Origin of the sequence: Pseudomonas sp. BJa5, assembly GCF_030272875.2 — a bacterium.
Classification (GTDB): Bacteria; Pseudomonadota; Gammaproteobacteria; order Pseudomonadales; family Pseudomonadaceae; genus Aquipseudomonas.
Genome location: NZ_JALRNG020000224.1, coordinates 1 through 236 on the forward strand (window position 1 = coordinate 1; position 236 = coordinate 236).

1 protein-coding gene is annotated in these 236 nt (G+C 70.3%); it reads right to left on the minus strand.

Annotated elements, in window-relative coordinates; all coding sequences use genetic code 11:
* Nucleotides 1–236: glycosyltransferase family 2 protein (locus M2D63_RS26110; RefSeq protein WP_285865923.1), on the minus strand; the 236-nt coding region annotated here is incomplete at both ends.

Here is a 236-nt window from a genome sequence, read left to right on the forward strand (position 1 = left end):
CTCGTCGACCAGATCGACGCCGAGCAACGCGTCGCCGGCCGCGTGGGCTGCGTGCGCACGCAGCCGGGCGAGCGTATCGGCCTCCACCATCAGGTCCGGATTGACGAAGGCCAGCCAGGGCGACCAGCTGTCTCGCGCGCCCTGGTTGCAGCCGACAGCGAAGCCCGGGTTGTCGGGATTGGCGATGAAGCGCAGGCGCGCGTCCTGCAGCGCATGCCGCTGCACGATCTCCATCG